This is a genomic window from Roseateles sp., from assembly GCF_052436255.1.
GTDB lineage: Bacteria > Pseudomonadota > Gammaproteobacteria > Burkholderiales > Burkholderiaceae_C > Pelomonas.
This window is the reverse complement of record NZ_JBQVNP010000125.1, coordinates 1-15,636: the sequence shown is the minus strand read 5'-3', so window position 1 is coordinate 15,636 and position 15,636 is coordinate 1. Positions and strand designations below refer to the sequence as shown.

The following is a 15,636-nucleotide window of genomic DNA, read 5'->3' as shown; positions in this document are numbered from 1 at the left end:
TGATGCACGGCGAGCTGGAGGCGCTGGAGGATGGCGTGCGCCGCCTCGACGCCCAGGCGCTGCGCTCGCTGCAGGGCGAGGTGGCGACCCTGCACAAGCTCGTGGACGACCTCCACGAGCTGTCGCTGGCGGATGTCGGCGCCCTGTCCTATCGCAAGACCGACCTCGACCTGCGCACGCTGATCGACGGCACCGCCGGCGCCTTCCGCGAGCGCATCAACGGCAGCGGCCTGGCCCTGCAGCTGGAGCTGCCCGACCAGCCCCTGCCCGCCTTCGGCGACGAGCGCCGGCTGCGCCAGCTCTTCAGCAACCTGCTGGAGAACAGCTGCCGCTACACCGAGGCCGGCGGCGCGCTGCGCATCAGCGCCCGGCGCGAAGGGGCACATGCCGTCATCGACGTGCAGGACTCCGCGCCCGGCGTGACGCCCGAGCAGCTGCCGCGCCTGTTCGAGCGCTTCTTCCGCGCCGAGGCTTCGCGCAGCCGGCGCAGCGGCGGGGCCGGACTTGGCCTGTCGATCTGCCAGCGCATCGTGCAGGCGCATGAGGGGCGCATTGAGGCGCGGCCGTCGCCGCTGGGCGGCCTGTGGCTGCGCGTGGAACTGCCCAGCCATGGCTGAGGCTTCACTGCCGCTGGACACCGGCCCCGCGCGCGTGCTGGTGGTGGAGGACGAGCCCAAGCTGTCGGCCCTGCTGGCCGACTACCTGCGCGCCGCCGGCCACGAGCCGGAATGCGTGACCGACGGCCGCGACGTGCTGCCGGCGTGGACCGCGCGCCGCCATGAACTGATCCTGCTGGACCTGATGCTGCCGGGGCTGGACGGCCTGAGCCTGTGCCGCGAGATCCGCGCGCGCAGCAGCGTACCCATCGTCATGCTGACCGCACGCGCCGACGAGACGGACCGCCTGCTGGGCCTGGAGCTGGGTGCCGACGACTACATCGCCAAGAACCCCTACAGCCCGCGCGAGGTGATGGCGCGGGTCAAGGCGGTGCTGCGGCGCAGCCGCGGCGGCGGCGGCGGCGGCGGCGGCGCGCATCATCCGGTGCCACCCGCGGACGCCGGGATCGCCCTGCCGCTGCAGATCGACGACGCCGGCTGGCGCGCGAACTGGTCGGGCCAGGCCCTGGACCTGACGCCCATCGAGTTCCGCCTGCTGCGCACGCTGGCCACGCAGCCGGGCCGGGTCTACTCACGCGCCCAGCTGCTGGGGCAGTTGCACGACGACGGTCGCGCGGTCACCGAGCGCGCCGTCGACAGCCACGTGAAGAACCTGCGCCGCAAGCTGCAACATGCCGGCGCGGGCGAGTGCATCCGCGCGATCTACGGCGTGGGCTACCGCTTCGACGCCTAGGCGCCCGCGGCTTCAGCCGGCCGGCGCGCTCGCCGCTGCAGGCGCGCTTGCCGCCCCTGGCAAGCTGGCCGCCGCTGGCGTCACGCGCCAGATCGTGTTGGACAGGTCGTCGGCGACGATCACCGCGCCCTTGGGGTCGACCGTGACGCCGACCGGCCGGCCCATGGTCTTGCCGTCGGCCTGGAAGCCGGTGACGAAGTCCACCGGCGGGCCGCTGGGGCGGCCGTTCGTGAAGGGCACGAAGATCACCTTGTAGCCGACCGGCTGCTTGCGGTTCCAACTGCCGTGCATGCCGACGTAGGCGCCCTGGGCGAAAGGCGCCGCGGCGCCCGGCTGAACGAACGACAGCCCGAGCGGCGCCGAATGCGACTGCAGCGCATAGTCCGGCTTCACGGTGATCCGGACCTTGTGGTCGTCCTGCGGCTGCACACGGCGGTCGGCATTCGGGCCCCAGTACGCATAGGGCCAGCCGTAGAACGCGCCTTCGCGCACCGAGGTCAGGTAGTCGGGCACCAGGTCGGGCCCGAGTTCGTCGCGCTCGTTCACCACCGTCCAGAGCTGGCGGCTGCCCGGCTCGAAGGCCAGGGCCGTGGGGTTGCGCAGGCCGGTCGCGAACGGCCGCGTGGCGCCGGTGCTGGCGTCCACCTGCCAGACCAGGGCACGGTTCTCCTCGATGGCCATGCCGCGCTCGCCGACGTTGCTGTTGGAGCCGATGCCGACGTAGAGATAGCGGCCTTCGGCATCGGCGGTCAGCGCCTTGGTCCAGTGGTGGTTGATCGCGGACGGCAGCTTGGCCACGGTCACCGGCGCCGCGACGGCGCGGGTCTGGCCGGCGACGTAGTCCAGCCGCACCAGCGCGTCCTGGTTGGCCACATACAACCGGTCGCCGACCAGCGCCAGCCCATAGGGCGCATTGAGGTTCTCGGCGTAGACCCAGCGGCCCTCGTAGGTGCCGTCGCCGTCGGCATCGCGCAGCAGCGTCAGCCGGTTGCCCCCCTTGACCGGCGTGATGCCCTTGGCCTTGATGAAGCCGGCGATGTAGTCCTTGGGCGTCAGCACCGGGGCACCGCCGCCTTTGCCTTCGGCCACGAGGATGTCGCCGTTGGGCAGGACCAGCGTCTGGCGCGGGATTTTCAGGTCGGTGGCGATGGCCTGGATCGCCCATCCCTGCGGGACGGTGGGGCGGCGATCGCCCCACCCGGCCGGCTCGGCGATGCGCATGTCGGGCAGCAGCCCGCGCTCGGGCGGCGGCAGCTGGGGGTTGGCGCCGTACTGTTCGGCGGCCGGGCCGGTCTGCGCAACGACGAAGGCGGCACCGAGCAGGGCGAGCACCACGGCGCCCCCGGCAAAACGCAGCACCCGCGCTGTCATGCCGATCTCCAGCGCAGACCCGCCAGGCCGAGCGCGCTGGCGGCGGCCGCGAGCACCACCACCACGACCGACAGGATCAGCCCCGTGGGCATCGCCGCCCAGCCGTCCCTGGCATGCACCAGCGCATTGAAGAACCCGAGCACGCAGGTCGCGAGCAGCAACAGCAGGTAGACCACGCCACGCCGATCCCGCGTCGCGCGCGAGCGCAGCAGCAGGTCCACCAGGCCCCACAGCAGCGCAACGCCCGCAAGCACCAGGCCCGCGGCGACCAGCCAGGATGCGAAGTTGGTCCATTGAACCTGGAAGCTGTTGCTGTAGGCCCAGTCGCTGAGGAGCGCCCCGAGGAACAGCGGCAGCGCGGCGAAGGCGATGACGGCATGCATGCCGCCAAAGGGCAAATGCGATGCCGGGCTGAGCGGCGGGCAGCCAATTTGCCATGGGCGCCTGCCGGTGGGCCGCATGGGCGAGCCTGTTGAGCGCAAGCTGCCGCAATTTTTGCGGCAAAACACTGCCGCCGGCGCTGTGCATGCTCATGTGGAGACCACGACGTGGATGAAGCCAGAAGGTGGATCCCCTATTGCGGAGAGGCGCCCGGCCCCGAGGCCTGGCTGAGCCGCTGGAACCTGGACCCGGTACTTGGCGCCTGCCTGCTGCTGCTGGCCGTGGCGCTGTGGCGCCCTGCGCCGGGGCCGTTCGCAACGACCGGGCAGCGCTGCAGTCTTCGGCTGGCCTGGGCTGCGGTGGTGGTGCTCTACGTGTCGCCGCTGTGCGCGCTGAGTTCGACCTTCTTCACCGTCCGGGTGGTCCATCACATCGCCCTGGTGCTGGGGGTGGCGCCGCTGCTGGCCCATGGCCTGCAAGGCGGGCTGAGCCGCCTGCCGACGCCGCTGTGGTCCAGCACCGCCGTGGCCGCCGCGTGCTTCTGGACCTGGCATGCGCCCGCGCCGTATGCGGCGGCGCTGTCGTCGACCGTTGTCTACGCGCTGATGCAGCTGACGCTGCTGGCCAGCGCCACGGTCTTCTGGCTCGCGGTACGGCGGGCCGCGCCGGCGGCGGCGATGGGCGCCATCCTGGCGACCACGGTGCAGATGGGGCTGCTGGGCGCGCTGCTCACCTTCGCCGCGCGGCCGTTGTACGCCCCGCATTTCGCCTCGACGCTGAGCTGGCGCGTCGCGCCGCTGGCTGACCAGCAGCTCGCCGGCCTCACGATGTGGGCGCCGGGCAGCATCGCCTATCTGGTGGCGGCGATGTGGATCGGCTGGCGCTGGATGCGCGCCGAGCGGGCGCGTGAGCCGGACATCAAGCCGGCATGAATCTCATCGCCACCATCGAGTGGGCCGAGGGCTACAACCGGCGCGGTCTGTATTCGCCCATCGGCGTGACCTTCCACTGGGTCATGGCGGTGATGATGATGTTCCAGCTGGCCCATGGTTGGTACTTGAGCTGGCAGCCAGCGGGCGGCGACAAGTACCTGGGCTACCAGACCCATGCGCAGGTCGGGCTGACGATCATGATGCTGGGCACGCTGCGCTTCTTGTGGCGCGGCCAGATCGCCGGTCCGCAAAACGTCGACGAGAACTCCCTGGCCGGGCGGGCCAGCCGGCTGCTGCAGGCCTGGTTTTATTTCAGCTTCTTCGCGTTGCCGATCAGCGGCTGGGTGATGTGGTCCACCCTGCCCAGCGACCTGCCGCTGTCCGTCGCCGGCGTGGTCCCGTTTCCCAATCTGCCCTTTGACCAGTTGTCCGAAGACCTGCAGCAGCGCCTGATGCGCTGGGCCGCGGTGGCGCACTTCTGGATCGTCTGGATCACGTTGCTGGCCATCCCCGGCCATGCTGGTGCGGCGGTGCTGCACTACCTGGTCAAGCGCGACCGCGTGCTGCCTTCGATGTTCGACCTCAACGGGCCGCAGAAGCCGGGGGTGGTGGGATCTGCGCCAGATACAGGCTCAGCTGATGAACCTCCCCGGGCTTGAGTTGCTGCGCCACCTTCAGCATCGCGTGGCCGCCGTCATTGCGGCGCTTGGCCACCTGCCAGTCCTGCAATTGCTGGGCGAGGTAGAAGGCCGGCTGAGCGTTCAGCGGAGGCCCCAGCTCGGTGCCGGCGCCATCGGCACCATGGCATTGCTGGCAGGCCCGGACATACAGCGCCGGGGTCGCCGCAGCGATGGCCTCGCGGCTGGCGGGCGGCATGGCGCGCGGCGGCAGCGCGGCGTAGTAGCCGGCCACCTGCACGCGCTCATGGCTGTCGAGAAAGCGCGCCACGTCGCCCATCACCTCGTGCGGCCGCAGGCCGGCCGCGTAGTCCTCCATCTGCTTTTGCAGATAGCCCGCCGGCAGGCCGGCCAGGCGTGGCGCGTCGAAGCCGTTGCCCTCGCCGCGCGCGCCGTGGCAGCTGACGCAGGCATAGCGCGCGCCACCTTCGCCGCCGCTCATCGCGATGAGTTCGCCGCTGCCGCCCCAGCGGTCGTCGCTGGGAGCCATGCGGTCCGTGCAGGCCGTGGCCAGCGCCAGCCACATCAGAAGGCCGGCGAACTTTTGAACGATGGGCGGTCTGCGCATGGCGGCTGAATCATCTCTCTTGGCAAGTGGGTGCCTGGTGCTGGCCTGTGCGGGCCTGGTGGCCTGCGGCGGCCCGCCGGACCGGACCCCGACACTGGGCAATGCGGACGCCAGCCGGGGCCGGCAGCTGGTGGCAGACAAGGGCTGTGTGGCCTGCCACAGCTTCCCGGACGTCAGGTGGCCGCGCGGCGGGCTCGGGCCGTCGCTGGAGAACTTCGCCCGCCAGAACCTGATCGCCGGGCGGCTGCCCATCAAGCCCGGGGTGCTGATGCAATTCGTCAGGGACGCCCCGGCCCTGGTACCCGGAACGGCCATGCCCACCACACCGATGACCGACCAGGAAGCGCGCGATGTCACAGCCTATCTCCTCACGCTCAAGCCTCGCTGAGGCCCTGAGCGGCTGGCCCCCGCCGGTGCTCGACCCGCAGGGGCCGTTGTCCAACACGGTCACCACGCTGGCCTGGGTGCTGATCGCGCTCGTCTCGCTGATCTTCCTGCTCGTCTGCGCGGCGATGTGGGTGGCGCTGTACGGCAGCGACGAGCTGCGCGCCAAGCTCGGCGGGGAGCGCGTCGTCCGGTGGTTCGGGCTCATCATCCCGGCGGGCGTGCTTTTGCTGCTGCTGGCCTGGGGCTTGACCGTCACGCGCGGGCTGACGGCGATCCAGGGCGACGAGCTGCGCATGCGCGTGGCCGGCAACAACTACTGGTGGCGCGTGACCTACCTCGATGCTGCCGGCCGCGAGGTGCTGGCCGATGCCAATGAGCTGCACATCCCGGTCGGTCGTCCGGTCGTCATCGACATGGTGTCCGAGGACGTGATCCACAGCTTCTGGGTGCCCAAGCTCGGCGGCAAGATGGACATGATCCCGGGCCGCACCAACCGGCTCAAGCTGCAGGCCGACAAGGCGGGCAGCTACGGCGGGCAATGCGCCGAGTTCTGCGGTGGCGCGCATTCTCTGATGGGCTTCGTCGTCGTCGCGCACGAGGCCGCCGACTGGCAACGCTGGCTGGACGCGCGCCTGCAACCGTTGCCGACGACGCCGGTCAGCGTCGAGGCGCTGCGCGGCAAACAGCTGTTCAGCGAGGTCGGCTGCGCGGCCTGCCACCGCGTCGCCGGTACCACGGCGCAAGGCCTGTCCGGGCCTGACCTGACTTTCGTCGGCGCCCGCCGGTCGCTGGGCGCCGGCATCCTGCCCAACACGCGCGGCACGCTGGTGGGCTGGATCGGCGACAGCCAGTCGATCAAGCCGAACAACCGCATGCCGTCCTACCGCTCCCTGCCGGCCGACGAGCTCAATGCGCTGGCGGCCTATATGGAATCCCTGCAGTGATGAACCGCGCCAGCCCCGGCGTGGCGGGTGCCGTCCGCGATGCAGCGGCCGGGCCGTCGGAGACCGGCTTCGACGCACGGCTCTACGAACGCTTTCCAACGCAGGGCGAGCGCCCGCCGGAAGAGTTCGAGGCCTTGCAGAAGGTCTGGGAAACGCCAAAGGGCTGGCGCGGCTTCAGCGCCGTCAACAACAACTTCATCGGCTTCCTGTTCATCGTCACGGCCTTCGGCTTCTTTGTCGCCGCCGGCATCTTGTCGCTGGTGATGCGCGTGCAGCTGGCCGCGCCGCTGGCCGGCGTCGTGCCGCAGGAGACCTACAACCAGCTGTTCACCATGCACGGCTCGGTGATGATGTTCCTGTTCGCCGTGCCCGCCGTCGAGGCCATCGCCGTGCTGCTGCTGCCACAGATGGTGGCCGCGCGCGACCTGCCGTTCCCACGCCTGTCGGCCTTCTCGTACTGGGCCTACGCCATCGGCGGCGTGGTCTTCTTCAGCTCGATCCTCTTCAGCCTGGCGCCGTCCGACGGCTGGTTCATGTACCCGCCGCTGAGCTCGGGCGTCTACTCCAAAGGCATCAACGCCGACTTCTGGCTGCTGGGCATCGGCTTCATCGAGATCAGCGCGATCGCCGGCGCCATCGAGCTCATCGTCGGCGTGCTGCGCACCCGCGCTCCGGGCATGACGCTGGCGAAGATGCCGGTCTACGCCTGGGCCGTGCTGATCTTCGGCGTCATGATCATCCTGGCCTTCCCGGCGATGATCATGGTGACCTTCCTGCTGGAGCTGGAACGCGCCTTCAACTGGCCGCTGTTCGACGCCACACGCGGTGGCGACCCGCTGCTGTATCAGCACCTGTTCTGGTTCTTCGGCCACCCCGACGTCTACATCATCTTCATCCCCGCCTCGGCCATGGTGTCGACCATGATCGTCACGGTCGCGCAGAAGAAGCTCGTCGGCCACGAGCTGGTCGTGCTGGCGATGATCGCCACCGGCTTCATCAGCTTCGGCGTGTGGGCCCACCACATGTTCACCGTGGGCCTGCCCGAGCTGTCGGCGGGCTATTTCTCGGCCGCGTCGATGGCAGTCGCCATTCCGGCCGGCGCCCAGGTGTTCGCGTGGATCTGCACGCTCGCGTCGGGCAAGGTGCAGCGCAACGTGCCCTCGCTCTTTCTCGTCGGTGGCATCCTCATCTTCGTGATGGGGGGGCTCACCGGCGTGATGGTGGGCATGGTGGCCTTCGACGGCCAGGCTCATGACACCTATTTCGTCGTCGCCCACTTCCACTATGTGCTGATCGGCGGCATGGTGTTCCCGCTGCTCGCCGGCCTCTACTACTGGACGCCGATGATCAATGGCCGTCAACTGTCCGAGAGGCTGGGCCGCTGGGTGTTCTGGCTCAGCTTCGTCGGCGTGCATGTCACCTTCCTGCCCATGCATCTGAGCGGGTTGATGGGCATGCCGCGGCGCGTCAACACCTACCTGCCGGACCGCGACTGGGACCTGCCGAACATGGTGTCAACGGTGGGCGCCTTCATCATGGCGGCCGGGGTGTTGCTGTTCCTGATCGACGCGGTCCGCTGCTACGCACGCGCCGGCAGCGGCGGCAGTGCCCGCAACGTGTTCAACGGCGGCACGCTGGAGTGGCTGTCGGCCGGCAACTACGGCGTGCGCTCCATTCCCGTGGTCAACGACCTGGAGCCGCTGTGGGCCGACCCGCGGATGGCCGGGGACGTCGAGGCCGGGCGCTACTTCCTGCCCGGCAGCGCCACCGGGGCGCGCGAGACGCTGATCACCAGCACCTTGCGGGCCGAGCCGCAGTACGTGCAGATCATGCCCGGCCCGTCCTGGTGGCCCATGCTGGCGGCGCTGTTCACCGCCGGCTTCTTCCTGCTGCTGACGGTCAAGGCGATGACGCTGAGCGCCATCTGCGGCGTGCTGACCGTGTTCTGCCTGATGCGCTGGGTCTGGGGCAACGACCGGCACATCGCGCAAAAGGAGGTCGACGCGGGCGGCGGCATCCTTCTGCCGACCTATGTGGCCGGCCCGGCCTCGCACGGCTGGTGGGCGGCCGTGCTGCTCGACATCGTGCTGGGCATGATCTTCCTGATGGCGATGTTCGCCTACCTCTACCTGTACGGCGCCCACCCCGATTGGTGGCGCGTGGCGGCGCCCCGAGACGTCATGGTGCCGGGCTTGTTGCTGCTGGGCGCATCGGCAGGCTTCGCCTATGCCGCCCGGCCCTTGCTGGCCAGGCTCAAGCGCGGCAGCGGGGTCAGCGCCGCACTGATGACGCTGAGCATGCTGTGCCTGGTCGCGGCGCAGGCCATGGATGTGCTGGCCTGGTGGAACGCCGGGCTGCGTGGCGACGCCAGCGCCCAGGGCGCAGCGATCTACGCCATGCTGGCCTGGCATGGCGCCATCGTGACGGCGGTGGTGCTGTCGGCCTTCTACTACGCGCTGCGCTGGATGCGCGGGCTGGCGCCAGGCCCGGCCAACAAGACGCTTGAAGCGCTGCGCCTGCTATTCATCTACGCCGCACTGCAAGGCACCGCCGCCTTGCTGCTGCCGCGCCTGCTCCCGTGGGGCGCCGCGTGACGGCGCTGACCTTGCCCGGTTGGCGACCGATCGTCACTGCCTTCACCATCTGGTTCGTGCACTTCATGGTGTGCTGGGCAGCGGCCGAGATCTGGCCTCGTCATTGGACCGCCAACGCGGTGGCCTGGGCCGCCACAGCCATCGCGCTGCTCGCGGTCGGCGCACATGTCTGGCGAATGCGCGCCCGGCACGCCGCTGGCGAACTGCCGGGCTGGCACTACCGCTTCGCGCAGGGCGCCATCGCGATTGCCACTGCGGCGGTGCTCTTCAGCGCCCTGCCCTCGGTCATCTTTTTGCCTTGAGAGAAAGGCCGCGCGGCTAGTCTTGTGACGACACAGACCCCGCCACAGCCTGCCAACAATGACAAAGCCCGCGCTGGGCGGGCTTTGCTAAGTCCTTCACAGGACTGTTAATTTCTTGGTTGCGGGGGGCGCGCAATTCTTCCCGGAAACGCCTGCATTTCCCCAAGTGAGCCAGGCCGTCCGTAGGCGCGCCCGGTCACGCGCAGGCATGACGGTCATCAAGCCGTCGGTCTCGCGGGCCGTGAGCCCAACGGTTAAAAGATCGTAGTTCGGCGGTACTGCGGGCTACACGTGGGCCAAGGATGGGCCACAGATGGGCCATAGCCCGCAGAAACAACAAAGCCCGCACTTGGCGGGCCTTGCTAAGTCCTTGTCAGGACTCATTATTTCTTGGTTGCGGGGGGGCGCAATGCTTCCCGGAGACGCATCACCTTTTGAGGATCAGCTGACCGTAGCCAGATACGCGGCGGCTTTCGCCTCCTTATCTATGTCAGCCTCGAACTGGTCCAGCTTGCCGAAGTCTACGAAGTCAAGAAGGAAAAGCTCGTTCCTCGCTTTTGCTGCGTTATCAAAGTAGGCGTACTGGACTTCAAGCTGGAAGTTGTCGCTGATCGGCCACGGGTCACTATCAGCAAGGAAGTCAACGCCAAAAAGCTGGTCAAAGGAGCTACAAACAACCAGCGGGTAGTTCAGCGTAACGATACGGTGCCTGCCACCCCAAGTGGGCAAGTCAGGATGGTTCGGCGGCTGATCACGCATGGCAACAGTGCCATTGAGCGCCTGGTTCAGCGCCTTGTAGAACGGCTCGTTCTCCGTACCTTTGCCGTTGGCCGAGGAAAACAGCTTGGCTACCTTAGGGCTGGTGGAAAGGTAGTGGTGCTTTTGCGTGTAGAGGTTGTTCTCGCGGAACGGTGGCGTGGAATACACCAGTCGTTGAACCGCCGGGACGTCTTTTTGCGTGAACCAAAATACAGCTTCGGCCGCTACGAACTTGCACTCGACAAAGAGGCGTATGACTACGTCTCCGAAGCGGTTGCCGAAGTGGTCTTGAATAGGCCATAGCTTCTCGGCTACGAGGTCTAGCTCCCGAGCCTTGTCCTGCGTTTGATCCATGTAGTAGGGGCTGATCTGCGTATGCCACCCGTTCGCCTGCAGCCAGCGGGCTACCTTGGCATGGAAGCTGTTGCCGCTGGTTTGAATCAGCTTTGAAATCGATTCTGGAGTCGCCACTTGAGTCCCTGGTTGCGTCCGCGAATTCTGGCTGGAGCACCGCACTCCGTGGCGGGCCGCCTTCATCAAGACGTGTATTTCCGGGTCTGGGGGCACCCCAGGAGAGGCCGAAGGCCGGGAGCCTCGACAGGGCTAGGTAGGGCCGTTCGACTGACACAATCCGAGAATGCCGCCCAACACTGAGCCCTCAGCACCGCCGTCAAGGGAACTCGCTTCGGACACCAGTGACGCAGCCATCGGACGACGCATCCGGGAGGCACGAGAAGCGAAAAATCTCACGCAACAGCAGGTGAGCGTGAGATCGAAATGGGTCGATCACGAGGAGAAGGGCATCTCCCGGACAGCGCTGATCGGGTATGAGGCGGGAACCTCAAGACCAGGCACCCGGGAGCTGCGCATCATTTGCGAGACGCTCTACGTCAGCCCAAACCACCTCCTTTTCGGTTCTGAGCACCCTTTCCAGACGGCACATGCCGGAGCCGAAATGCTCCGCGGCAAGCGTCGCCAGCTTGTGAAAGCCCTGCAAGTCGCGTTTGTCGTCATGGCGCTCAAAGAGCATGAAAAGGACGCGCTGCTCAGCCTGGCAATGTCTCTCGGCGGCCATCACCTCGGCGATGTGCGACTAGCCGGGCTGCGTGGCATGGCGGGGCTTGTGGCTCCTGAGGCTCTGGCCACTATCCGCGGCGCTTTTGGCGACATGGAGGATGCCGAGTTTGATGGGCTGCCACTCAACGAGCTAGCGCAGCGCCTCTCCCGCGAGCTGCGGATCAATATCGGCACAAAGCTGCGCTTTGATGACGAAGGGGAGGTGGTCGGCGGCGAGCAGACCTACCCCGACCCTGAAGAGTAGGCGGAAATGTCGCCATTCTCGACATCGATTGTCGAGATGGTGTTCTTTTTGGCATCGGAACTCCTATAGTCCAGTTGTCGAGTTTGACAACAACTGGAGTTCATATGTTTGACTTTTCCCCGCTTCCTCTCACCCCCGAGCTGTCGCGTGCCGCCCGCAACTACCTCGGCTTCAGCCAAGCCAAGGCGGCTGAAGATTCCACCCTTCCAGCCCACAAGATCAAGCGCTTCGAGGCTGGCAACTACATGCCGGACGTCGAGTTCCTGCAGGCTCTGCGCGACTTCTATGAGCAGCACGGCTATCGCTTCGAAGAGCCGGCTGCCAAGGCCAAGGGCAGCGGTGCTGTCTTCCCTGGCGGTGTCGTCGGTGACGACGACGAAGAAGGCCAGCCCGCAGCCGGCCGCCACCAGAAGACGGCCATCCACCACATGCGCATCGCGATCCGCGATGAAGACGAGATGGGCCAAGTGCTGGACCTGATCGAGGCCAACGAAGAAAAGGTCGAGTCCCTCCTGAAGCAGCCTGTCGGCGCCGGGTTCCTCGATGCCTTCAACGAAAAGTCTGAGCTGACGCACGTCGAGGCATTGAAGCTGCTTGCGGAGAACGGCGCCATGTGGGCTCGCCTGTTCGGCCGAGACCTGGGCGGCACGCCTGATGACAAGGTGCTGACCGGTGGCGCCAAGCCGAAGACGCATGCGGACCTGCTGCACCGAAGCCAGGCGACGGCACACCGTGCGGTGAAGGGCGACAAGGCCGCCATCGCCCAGCGCAAGCAGCCGTCCGTGACGGGCTCGCTAGCCCACGCCCTCGGCCTGACCTGACGCCCTCGCGGGGCGCCGGCTCACCGCCACATCCGGCCTTCCGCTTACCCACTGGAGATCGCCATGAAAAGCTTTCAAGCTGAGGCCGCCGCATGGGCTGCCCCTCTCTTTGCACAACTGCAGACCGTTAATTCAACCGGCAAGCAGACCCACAAGCTGCAACCGATGCCGTGCGTGCTGTGGCTGCCCGACTACCGGGCCTACCTGCGCAGGCTGGACCTGCTGCACGCCTCCTTCAAGACATGCCCCAACGTCGAGGGCGCGATGCGCCTCGCCGAAGACCAGGCCGCCGCACTGGCGCAAGACTTGATCGACGTGACGGGCGTGCGGGTCGAGCTGCGCGCCTTCCACTACGCCAGCTCACTGGGAGGCCGCCATGTCGCCCATTGAAGCTGCGCGAGTGCAACCGCGGTTCGGTGCCGCAGAGCTGCGGGTGTACCGATTCGAGGCCGACCAGCCTGGCGAAACACCCGAGGCGGCCGTGTGGGTCCACCTGTTGGCCGAGGGCGTCTCGGCCCGATGCCAGCTCACGACCACAGCGGCTCGCCAAGTGGCGGCCGGCCTGCTGAGCGCCGCCGATGCCGCCGACAGTGCAGGAGCGGACGCATGAGCCCAGCACCGACAACGCCGCCCAACCTCGGGCGCCTGGCCGAGCGCTTCGACCTTTCCGACGACGACATTCGCGACCAGGCCGAAAAGGCGGCCGGCTCGGTGCGCCGACTGGCCGACCTGTGGGAGCGCAACGGCACCGACGATGCCGCCGTGCTGCGCAGCCTGCGCGCCATCGCCAAGCGCCACGCCATCCGCATGCCCAACAAAGCAGGCCTGGCCGAGCGCATCAACCGCATGTGCGATGCCGGCTTCTGGCGCCGCTCGCTGCGCTACCGCTTCAAGGCGGTGGAGCTGACCGCCATCCAGCGTGGCGCGGTGCACGCGCACGCCTCGCCCTACGTGTCCGCCAAGGCGCTGCGGCGGCACCAACGCCACGCCGCGCGCATGGCTGAGCAGATGGCCGCGCTGGAAGCGATCAACCAGACCACGGGGGAATCGGTGTCGATGCCCGAGCTGATCGCGGCCAGCCTCGCCAACCCGGCACATCGCCGCAGCGCCCTCATGGCCCGCATAAAGGGCATCGAGACCAGCGCGACGGCACGCGGCCATGTCGGGCTGTTCCTCACCCTCACTTGCCCGAGCCGGATGCACCCGCGCCTGAAGGCGTCAGGGGTGCCCAACCCGGTCTATGACGGCCGATGGTTCCCGACCCGTGCTCACCGCTACCTGTGCCAGGTCTGGGGCCGTGCGATGCGCGCAGCAGCGCACCAGGGCCTGAACGCCTACGGCCTGCGCGTGGTGGAGCCCCATCACGACGCCTGCCCGCACTGGCACATGCTGGCCTTCATCGACGCTGCGAAGGCCGACAGCTTCGTCACCCTGATGCGCGGCTACGCGCTGCGCGACAGCCCGAACGAGCGAGGCGCGCAGGAGCGCCGCTTCACCGTCGAGCGCATCGACCCCACCAAGGGCAGCGCGGTCGCCTACGTTGCAAAGTACGTCTCCAAGAGCATCGACGGCCACGGCGTGGACGGCGACAGCGAAACCAGTCAGGACGGAAACAGCGCCGCGCGCCGGCAGATCGCGTGGGCGCGCGTCTGGAACATCCGGCAATTCCAGTTCTTCGGCGTGCCGCCCATCACGCCGACGCGGGAGTTCTTCCGTGTGGCCGGCGACACGTTGCCAGGCGAGGCCCTGCCCGCGCTGCACGCGGTCTGCAAGGCCAACGACTACGCCGGCTGGCTGGCGACCACCGAGGTCCACGGCCTGCGCCTGGCCGTTGAGTACGCCGAGCGGCCCAGCACGCGCTATCGCGGCGAAACAACGAAGGCCGTCCAGGGCGTGCGCGTTGAAGGCGGCGACCTCGGCGGCGTGCTGCAGATCACCACGCGTTGCGACACCTGGCGCATCGAGCCGCGCCCGAAAACCAGTGCCGCGAGCGCGGCGGGGGTGAGCGCAAGCGAGGGGCTTTGCCCCCCTTGGACTCGAATCAATAACTCCGCAGTCCTTGATTTAGAAGGACTTTTCCCGGACGCACTGCCCGAGGGGATGGATGTATGGGGGGACGCCAGAGAGGCAGAAGAAGTGTCCCGCACCGGGCACCGCTACCCGGTGCGAGACGAGGCCATTGGAGATCAGCCGGCGCGCAGCGTAGCGCCCCCGCCAGATGGCGCAAGAACCTCAGCCGAAGGGGGCGCCTGACCATGGCCAAACGACCAAAGCCAAAGCAGCGCGACGGACTGCTGTTCTTCTTGCCGAAGCACACGCCTCCCCTCGCAGAAATGCTGGACGACATTTGCAACCCATCCCCGCGCGCCCTGGCCAAAGCCCTGGGCGTGTCGCCTAGAACCGCGCAGAGGTGGCTTGTGGCTGGAGAGGCCCCACGCGCCGCACTGCTGGCCTTGTTCTTCGCCACAAGGTGGGGGCGTGCCGACGTGCATAGCCGGGCTGAGAACGACGCGCGGGCTCAAGCCGCGCTCGCGTTCCACCTGAGAACCGAGCTGGACAAAGCCAGCGCCAAGCTCGCCCGCCTGGGCCAGATCGGCGAATTCGGGTCGGCCAACGATCCTGCGCAAGGCGTGGCAACCGAGCCCACAACGCCGCCGGCTGCCGGTCCTACCGCGCCGGAAAACCGCAATGAACCCATCGCAGTTGCTCCGGTTTCTCATGGGGAAACCGCCCGGTTTTCCCAGTCGAACTGACCGGTTCAACCGAACCAGAACCTACCCCCTAAGGCACCATGAAAACACGAGAAAACCGCCGCATTGCTGGACAGGCCGATTTCTGCCTAGTCCGCGCCTTCTCTGTCGAGATCAACGGGGCCAGGCTGCGTCGCCATCTGAGCCGCCTGAAGGAGCGCGATAGCCTCACATCGCGCGCGCGGCGAGCTGCCACCTACGCCCGCCGCTCGAAGCCGATCAAGCGCGCTTGAAAGAGCGCCGCCCGTACCATGCATTCGCCACCGTCGTCCGACCTGCAGGCATCCGCCCGCCACCAGCTCATCAAGCTGCTGGCGCGCCGGCTGGTGCAGGACGCGCTAGCTGTAGTTTCTCAGGACGTTGTTCACCTCAAACCCCAGCCGTGAGGCGGGAGGTTTGTGGCCGGTGGCAGAGTGAGGGCGATGGAAGTTGTAGTGCTGCATCCAGGGCGCAAGCTCAGCGGCGCGGACGTCGGAGCT

The 15,636-nt window shown here is 67.7% G+C and carries 19 protein-coding genes; 14 read left to right on the top strand and 5 right to left on the bottom strand.

The genetic code is table 11. The annotated features are described in order from the left end of the window. Both ACT6S0_RS21410 and ACT6S0_RS21405 read left to right on the top strand, forming a co-directional pair. Positions 1-617, top strand: a 617-nt coding sequence (locus ACT6S0_RS21410; protein ID WP_444765791.1) for an ATP-binding protein, incomplete at its 5' end; no start/stop codon positions are given. Continuing rightward, entirely contained in the window at positions 610-1,350 is a 741-nt protein-coding gene (locus tag ACT6S0_RS21405) for a response regulator (RefSeq protein WP_444765790.1), read from the top strand. The genes ACT6S0_RS21410 and ACT6S0_RS21405, both read left to right, overlap by 8 nt. A 12-nt stretch (positions 1,351-1,362) precedes the next feature. On the opposite strand, the gene ACT6S0_RS21400 is transcribed toward ACT6S0_RS21405, so the two are convergent. Together ACT6S0_RS21400 and ACT6S0_RS21395 are read right to left on the bottom strand one after the other, a co-directional pair. After that, on the bottom strand, positions 1,363-2,721 hold the full coding sequence (locus tag ACT6S0_RS21400; RefSeq protein ID WP_444765789.1) for a PQQ-dependent sugar dehydrogenase: 1,359 nt from the start codon (positions 2,719-2,721) through the stop codon (positions 1,363-1,365). Next, the gene (locus ACT6S0_RS21395; protein ID WP_444765788.1) at positions 2,718-3,104 is read right to left on the bottom strand and encodes a DUF2231 domain-containing protein; all 387 of its coding nucleotides are present in this window, start codon (positions 3,102-3,104) and stop codon (positions 2,718-2,720) included. The genes ACT6S0_RS21400 and ACT6S0_RS21395 overlap by 4 nt, the downstream gene beginning before the upstream one ends. A 165-nt stretch (positions 3,105-3,269) precedes the next feature. Here ACT6S0_RS21395 and ACT6S0_RS21390 point away from each other — a divergent pair, with 165 nt between their 5' ends. Then, positions 3,270-4,034 (top strand): cytochrome c oxidase assembly protein, encoded by a 765-nt coding sequence (locus tag ACT6S0_RS21390; protein WP_444765787.1) that lies wholly within the window; start codon positions 3,270-3,272, stop codon positions 4,032-4,034. Next, positions 4,031-4,693, top strand: coding sequence for a cytochrome b (locus ACT6S0_RS21385; RefSeq protein ID WP_444765786.1), 663 nt, complete (start codon positions 4,031-4,033; stop codon positions 4,691-4,693). The genes ACT6S0_RS21390 and ACT6S0_RS21385 overlap by 4 nt, the downstream gene beginning before the upstream one ends. On the opposite strand, the gene ACT6S0_RS21380 is transcribed toward ACT6S0_RS21385, so the two are convergent. Next, positions 4,617-5,279 carry a c-type cytochrome gene (locus ACT6S0_RS21380; protein WP_444765785.1) on the bottom strand — a complete coding sequence of 221 codons (663 nt, stop codon included), beginning with the start codon at positions 5,277-5,279 and terminating at the stop codon, positions 4,617-4,619. The two genes, ACT6S0_RS21385 and ACT6S0_RS21380, sit on opposite strands and share 77 nt — an antisense overlap. Positions 5,280-5,298: 19 nt before the next feature. Between ACT6S0_RS21380 and ACT6S0_RS21375 the strand changes: the two genes are divergently transcribed. Genes ACT6S0_RS21375 through ACT6S0_RS21360 form a run of 4 tightly spaced genes read left to right on the top strand, consistent with a single transcriptional unit; the run spans position 5,299 to position 9,506 of the window. Then, positions 5,299-5,667, top strand: coding sequence for a c-type cytochrome (locus tag ACT6S0_RS21375; protein WP_444765784.1), 369 nt, complete (start codon positions 5,299-5,301; stop codon positions 5,665-5,667). After that, positions 5,630-6,610 (top strand): cytochrome c oxidase subunit II, encoded by a 981-nt coding sequence (coxB, locus tag ACT6S0_RS21370; RefSeq protein WP_444765783.1) that lies wholly within the window; start codon positions 5,630-5,632, stop codon positions 6,608-6,610. The genes ACT6S0_RS21375 and coxB overlap by 38 nt, the downstream gene beginning before the upstream one ends. Continuing rightward, positions 6,610-9,204, top strand: coding sequence for a cbb3-type cytochrome c oxidase subunit I (locus tag ACT6S0_RS21365; RefSeq protein ID WP_444765782.1), 2,595 nt, complete (start codon positions 6,610-6,612; stop codon positions 9,202-9,204). Before coxB ends, ACT6S0_RS21365 begins: the two co-directional genes overlap by 1 nt. Next, positions 9,201-9,506: a hypothetical protein gene (locus ACT6S0_RS21360; protein WP_444765781.1), complete on the top strand. Its 306-nt coding sequence runs from the start codon at positions 9,201-9,203 to the stop codon at positions 9,504-9,506. The genes ACT6S0_RS21365 and ACT6S0_RS21360 overlap by 4 nt, the downstream gene beginning before the upstream one ends. Before the next feature lie 441 nt (positions 9,507-9,947). Here the strand turns inward: ACT6S0_RS21360 and ACT6S0_RS21355 are convergent, their stop codons facing one another. Then, entirely contained in the window at positions 9,948-10,736 is a 789-nt protein-coding gene (locus ACT6S0_RS21355) for a hypothetical protein (RefSeq protein WP_444765780.1), read from the bottom strand. Positions 10,737-10,902: 166 nt separating this feature from the next. On the opposite strand from ACT6S0_RS21355, the gene ACT6S0_RS21350 reads away from it, so the two are divergent. The 6 genes from ACT6S0_RS21350 (at position 10,903) to ACT6S0_RS21325 (ending at position 15,160) form a co-directional block, all read left to right on the top strand. After that, complete coding sequence (locus ACT6S0_RS21350) at positions 10,903-11,586, top strand: helix-turn-helix domain-containing protein (protein ID WP_444765779.1); 684 nt, start codon at positions 10,903-10,905, stop codon at positions 11,584-11,586. 104 nt (positions 11,587-11,690) lie between these two features. Next, positions 11,691-12,407 carry a hypothetical protein gene (locus ACT6S0_RS21345; RefSeq protein WP_444765778.1) on the top strand — a complete coding sequence of 239 codons (717 nt, stop codon included), beginning with the start codon at positions 11,691-11,693 and terminating at the stop codon, positions 12,405-12,407. A gap of 63 nt (positions 12,408-12,470) precedes the next feature. After that, positions 12,471-12,797 (top strand): hypothetical protein, encoded by a 327-nt coding sequence (locus ACT6S0_RS21340; RefSeq protein ID WP_444765777.1) that lies wholly within the window; start codon positions 12,471-12,473, stop codon positions 12,795-12,797. Beyond that, a complete protein-coding gene (locus ACT6S0_RS21335; protein WP_444765776.1) occupies positions 12,784-13,017 on the top strand; it encodes a hypothetical protein in 234 nt (77 codons plus the stop codon). Before ACT6S0_RS21340 ends, ACT6S0_RS21335 begins: the two co-directional genes overlap by 14 nt. Then, positions 13,014-14,660 carry a replication endonuclease gene (locus tag ACT6S0_RS21330; RefSeq protein ID WP_444765775.1) on the top strand — a complete coding sequence of 549 codons (1,647 nt, stop codon included), beginning with the start codon at positions 13,014-13,016 and terminating at the stop codon, positions 14,658-14,660. The genes ACT6S0_RS21335 and ACT6S0_RS21330 overlap by 4 nt, the downstream gene beginning before the upstream one ends. Before the next feature lie 2 nt (positions 14,661-14,662). Next, the gene (locus ACT6S0_RS21325) at positions 14,663-15,160 is read left to right on the top strand and encodes a hypothetical protein (RefSeq protein WP_444765774.1); all 498 of its coding nucleotides are present in this window, start codon (positions 14,663-14,665) and stop codon (positions 15,158-15,160) included. Between the two features lie 335 nt (positions 15,161-15,495). On the opposite strand, the gene ACT6S0_RS21320 is transcribed toward ACT6S0_RS21325, so the two are convergent. Further along, positions 15,496-15,636: integrase core domain-containing protein (locus tag ACT6S0_RS21320; RefSeq protein WP_444763202.1), on the bottom strand; the 141-nt coding region annotated here is incomplete at its 5' end.

Coding starts and splice junctions, on each gene's coding strand:
- coxB (WP_444765783.1), top strand. CDS start 5,630: ATGTCACAGCCTATCTCCTCACGCTCAAGCCTCGCTGAGGCCCTGAGC.
- ACT6S0_RS21350 (WP_444765779.1), top strand. CDS start 10,903: ATGCCGCCCAACACTGAGCCCTCAGCACCGCCGTCAAGGGAACTCGCT.
- ACT6S0_RS21395 (WP_444765788.1), bottom strand. CDS start 3,104: ATGCATGCCGTCATCGCCTTCGCCGCGCTGCCGCTGTTCCTCGGGGCG.
- ACT6S0_RS21340 (WP_444765777.1), top strand. CDS start 12,471: ATGAAAAGCTTTCAAGCTGAGGCCGCCGCATGGGCTGCCCCTCTCTTT.
- ACT6S0_RS21400 (WP_444765789.1), bottom strand. CDS start 2,721: ATGACAGCGCGGGTGCTGCGTTTTGCCGGGGGCGCCGTGGTGCTCGCC.
- ACT6S0_RS21385 (WP_444765786.1), top strand. CDS start 4,031: ATGAATCTCATCGCCACCATCGAGTGGGCCGAGGGCTACAACCGGCGC.
- ACT6S0_RS21345 (WP_444765778.1), top strand. CDS start 11,691: ATGTTTGACTTTTCCCCGCTTCCTCTCACCCCCGAGCTGTCGCGTGCC.
- ACT6S0_RS21325 (WP_444765774.1), top strand. CDS start 14,663: ATGGCCAAACGACCAAAGCCAAAGCAGCGCGACGGACTGCTGTTCTTC.
- ACT6S0_RS21405 (WP_444765790.1), top strand. CDS start 610: ATGGCTGAGGCTTCACTGCCGCTGGACACCGGCCCCGCGCGCGTGCTG.
- ACT6S0_RS21380 (WP_444765785.1), bottom strand. CDS start 5,279: ATGCGCAGACCGCCCATCGTTCAAAAGTTCGCCGGCCTTCTGATGTGG.
- ACT6S0_RS21335 (WP_444765776.1), top strand. CDS start 12,784: ATGTCGCCCATTGAAGCTGCGCGAGTGCAACCGCGGTTCGGTGCCGCA.
- ACT6S0_RS21330 (WP_444765775.1), top strand. CDS start 13,014: ATGAGCCCAGCACCGACAACGCCGCCCAACCTCGGGCGCCTGGCCGAG.
- ACT6S0_RS21365 (WP_444765782.1), top strand. CDS start 6,610: ATGAACCGCGCCAGCCCCGGCGTGGCGGGTGCCGTCCGCGATGCAGCG.